This window comes from Rheinheimera soli (genome assembly GCF_031457405.1).
Lineage (GTDB): Bacteria > Pseudomonadota > Gammaproteobacteria > Enterobacterales > Alteromonadaceae > Pararheinheimera > Pararheinheimera soli_A.
On the sequence record NZ_JAVDWR010000054.1, the window covers coordinates 1 to 1,508 of the forward strand.

2 protein-coding genes are annotated in these 1,508 nt (G+C 49.3%); both read right to left on the reverse strand.

Going from position 1 to position 1,508, the window contains the following annotated elements; genetic code table 11:
- A partial coding sequence (locus tag J2W69_RS20575) for an ATP-binding protein (protein WP_310282103.1) occupies positions 1-392 on the reverse strand: 392 nt, incomplete at its 3' end.
- Positions 389-1,423: an IS21 family transposase gene (istA, locus tag J2W69_RS20580; RefSeq protein ID WP_405047906.1), complete on the reverse strand. Its 1,035-nt coding sequence runs from the start codon at positions 1,421-1,423 to the stop codon at positions 389-391. The genes istA and J2W69_RS20575, both read right to left, overlap by 4 nt.
- Positions 1,424-1,508: the final 85 nt, after the last annotated feature.

Below are 1,508 nucleotides of genomic sequence, written 5' to 3' on the forward strand. Positions count from 1 at the left end.
TTGATACCCGCCTGAACCGCTTTGTAGCCAAGGGCTACTGCAATATGAGTTTTACCCACTCCCGATGGCCCAAGCATGACGACATTTTCTTGTCGCTCAATGAATGACAATGAGGCTAATTCCGTGACTTGCTTTTTGGGTACTCCTGTGGCGAAGGCATAATCAAACTCCTCCAATGTTTTTAGCGTCGGGAAGCCTGCCATTCGCGTAAATATATGCTGCTTTCGCTGGTGGCGAGAGCGCTTTTCACACTGGAGAACCTGCTCAAGGAAGGTCAGATAGTCCCATTCTTCTTTCGCCGCCTGCTGAGCTAAATCACAGGCATTGGCATCAATGCCTGGCAGCTGTAATGCTGAAGTAAGTTCGCTAAGACGTGATAATTGCAGGTTCATATGGCCTCCATCAGTTGGTCATAGATACTCAGGTCATGATGCAGTGGTTGCTGATTTAACACGCTTAACGACGGCAACGAACTGTGTTCGGGCAGCGTCGAAGCGACGGGCAATAATCGGGGTGGCAACGCCTGCAGGGCTTTACGTTCCTCCGCCAGCCGCTCTGCTGGCTTTTGTTTGGTGGTGTCATGGATACGTTGATGCGCCACGGTTTCAAGCCATAGGGCAACCTGTTCATTGGCCGTGTTGATATCCAGTGTCTGACCCTGTGCCATCAGTTTGGTTTGAAGGGGGCGGAAGAAGTTGTCCCGCACATAACGCACCATACGTTCAACCTTGCCTTTGGTTTGAGGCCGGTAGGTGTGGCATAGTTTGGGGATAAATCCCATGCTTTTGGCAAACTGGTAAAACGCCTGGTTGAGCTTATGCTCACCTTCACCATACGCATCACGCTCAATGACGACGGTTTTCATATTGTCGTACCAGACTTCACGGGGAATGCCCTGGAAGTAATCAAAGGTCAGGCGGTGACACTGCTCCAGGGTGGCGTAACGCATGTTATCGGTAAATACCACCATCATCGCCCGGCTATATCCTAACACCGCGATAAATGCATGAATGGGCTCTTTACCCCCCTGCATTTGTCCCCAATCGACCTGCATTTGCTTACCGACTTCGGTTTCAAACCGAACGACAGGCTCTGGCACAGGTTTGCCACGGTACTGATACAAGTACTGACGTAACAACGACAAGCTGCCGGTATAACCGAGCTCTTTGAGTTCGCGGAACAGTACTTCACCCGACAGATGAACCGGCTTCGCCTGTGCAATACGTGAGTGTAAAAAGGGCTTAAAAGGGTTAAGCAGCGAACGGCCTTTTCCCCGGGTTGAATAAACTGGGGTATCTATTTTGGCGCGAAGATAACGCTTCACCGTGTTACGCGATATGCCCAATTGTTTGGCGATAGCACGTTGTGAAAGTCCTTGCTGATGTAAAATCTGAATTTTCATGAGTTCTTCTTTTGTGATCAAAGTGCCTCCGAAAAGGCACCATAGTGAAAACAAGTGGATCAGATTTCAATTGTTGGAGTGGATCAGTTTTGCATTGTTGGTAACA